Here is a 2573-nt window from a genome sequence, read left to right as displayed (position 1 = left end):
GCGGCGAAATCGAGCTCCTCCACCCCGTCGAACATCACGACATGCACGCGCAGCGGGCCCGTCCTGGCTGCGGATCGCGGCGGTGCCGCGGCAGCCGCGGCCGTCGCGGCGCCTGCCAGCGTGGCGGCGGCGCCGAGCACGGTCGAGACCCGGAGCACATTCCTGCGGTTCATCCGATGACCACCTTCCGATATCGCCGGCATGCGGCTCTGCGACAGGGGTCGGATCCGTCGGCGGCCGGGTTCCCGCGCCGGCTTGTGGCGGGCGCCACAACCCGTCATCCGCTCACTGTTCGAACGCGCCGTGCCGGCCCGCCCCGGAGGCGAACCGTCCAGCTCCCTCCTGCGTTTCGCCCGCCGCCAGTGGCACCGCGCCGTGCCGGAACTCCCCCGCCAGTGCGTCCGCCTCGGACAGACCGTGCTGTTCGAGGACGGACAGCCGGTCGTGGCGCAGACAGAGCTGCGGGAACGCGGCGATCTCCCGGGCCAGTTCCTCCGCGGCCGCCCTCGCCCGGCCCACGGGTACCACGCGGTTGGCCAGTCCGATCCCGTGCGCTTCCGCGGCGGTGACCGGACGACCGGTCAGAATCAGGTCCATGGCACGGCTCTCGCCGATCAGGCGGGGCAGCCGCACCGTACCGCCGTCGATCAGCGGGACGCCCCAGCGGCGGCAGAAGACGCCGAACACCGCGTCCTCCTCCGCGACCCTCAGATCGCACCAGAGCGCCAGCTCCAGACCCCCGGCCACCGCGTGTCCGGCGACGGCCGCGATCACCGGCTTGCTCAACCGCATCCGGGTCGGCCCCATGGGCCCGTCGCCGGAGGCGTCCACCCGGTTGCCGCGCCCGGTACCGATGGCCTTGAGGTCGGCGCCCGCGCAGAACGTGCCGCCCTCACCCCAGAGCACGGCGACGGCCGCGCTCTCATCGGCCTCGAACTCACGGAAGGCAGCGGCCAGTTGTGCCGCCGTCGGGCCGTCCACGGCATTGCGCACCCCGGGCCTGCTCAGGATCACCGTGAAGACCGGTCCGTCCCGCTCCACCCGCACCGAGGTCTGTTCGTCCGCCATGCCGCACCCCTCCCGTTCGCCGGCCTCCATTGTGGGGTCCCGGGTCCCGGCCCCTCAGCCCGTCCCGCCGGAGGGCAGGACCGTCGGGCCTCCCGGCGTCACGAGGGCGGTCTCGTACGCGAAGACGACGACCTGGTCCCGGCTGGAGAGCCCGAGTTCGGCCATCGCGCGGTTGAGGTGGGTCTTCACGGTGGCTTCGCTGATGAAGAGCTGCCCGGGGACGTCGGTGTTCGTCGCTCCGGTGGCCACGAGACGCAGGACGTCGCGCTCCCGGCCGGTCACGGTGTGCCACTCCGGGGCGATCGCCCCGGGCGGTGACGGCGCCGGGTGGTAGGCCTCGATCAGGCGGCGGGTGACGGTCGGCGCGAAGAGCGTCTCGCCCGAGGCGACGGTGTGCATGGCGGCGATCAGCCGCTCCAGGGGCGTTTCCTTCAGCAGGAACCCGCAAGGCCCAGTGCGAGCAGCGAGTCGCGGCTACCGCGCCGACTCGTGAGGGATCGGGGCGTTCCGGGATTCCGCAACGGACCCGGCCCCCGCACCGACCCCTTGGGGGGAGGGTGCGGGGGCCGTCGCCGGGCGGGGTCAGGGCGGGGTCAGTCCTGGATGAAGTAGCCGCTCACGTCGGCGATCACGTCCACGTTGCCCGAGTGGTTGTAGATGGTCACCGCGTCGGCCCAGGTGCGCCTTCCGCAGTAGTTCAGCGCGGGAACCTGGCCGGTCACCGCGTTCGCGATGGTCTGCCCGGCGGTGAAGTTGACGTTCGAGTACTGCGGGTACATCCAGTGGAACCGGTCCGGGCAGCCCGAGCTGGGGGCCGCCGCCAGGTAGCTGTCCGCCGTGCCGCCGGTCGCGGTGACGTTCATCGTGACGCCGGTGACACCGAACGGCGGGATGCCGAACTTCCACGAGTTGGGCTGGACGTCCAGCTCCTTGCGCTCGCCGAGCGGCGTGCCCGGGGCCTTGCGGGTGTCCAGCACCCGGGTGGGGCCGGTCGGGACGAACTTCGAGCCGGTGGCGGAGTAGTAGCCGCTGATGTCGGCGACCAGGTCGACCGTCCCGGCGAAGTTGTAGAGGTCGACCGTGCCGTCGGCCCCGACCGGGACGGTGACCTGGTTGGGGACGGTCTGCCCGGCCGTGAAGTTGAGGTTGGAGGCCGTCGGCCGGGCACTGCCGTGCGGGTAGGCGGTGACGTAGCTGCCCGCGGTCGGGTTGGTGGCCGTCACGTTCAGGGTCACCGCCTTGGCGTCGGGGTGGCTCTTGGCGACGTTCAGGTTGATCGTCCCGCCCGGCCCGACCGGTCCGAACGGCCTGCTCGGGGTGGTCGGGTTGAGCCCGGGATCGCGGGTGTCCAGCAGGCGCTTCGGGCTGACGGCGGTGAAGCGCTGCCCGCTGTCCCCGGCCAGGTAGTAGCCGCTGATGTCGGCGATCAGGTCGACCGTCCCGGCGTGGTTGTAGAGGTCGACCGTGCCGTCGGCCCCGACCGGGACGGTGACCTGGTTGGGGAC

2 protein-coding genes and 1 pseudogene are annotated in these 2573 nt (G+C 72.4%); all 3 read right to left on the bottom strand.

The window, feature by feature from the left end; translation table 11 throughout:
- Positions 1–285 precede the first annotated feature (285 nt).
- Positions 286–1068: a crotonase/enoyl-CoA hydratase family protein gene (locus ACWGE1_RS40780; protein ID WP_453425525.1), complete on the bottom strand. Its 783-nt coding sequence runs from the start codon at positions 1066–1068 to the stop codon at positions 286–288.
- A gap of 54 nt (positions 1069–1122) precedes the next feature.
- Entirely contained in the window at positions 1123–1467 is a 345-nt protein-coding gene (locus ACWGE1_RS40775) for a response regulator transcription factor (protein WP_453425524.1), read from the bottom strand.
- Between the two features lie 194 nt (positions 1468–1661).
- Positions 1662–2573 (bottom strand): annotated as a pseudogene (locus ACWGE1_RS40770) (hypothetical protein); the annotation flags it as partial.

The organism is Streptomyces sp. NPDC054932 (genome assembly GCF_053610205.1).
Note: the sequence above shows the minus strand (reverse complement) of the source record. Positions and strands in the feature narration are given on the sequence as shown.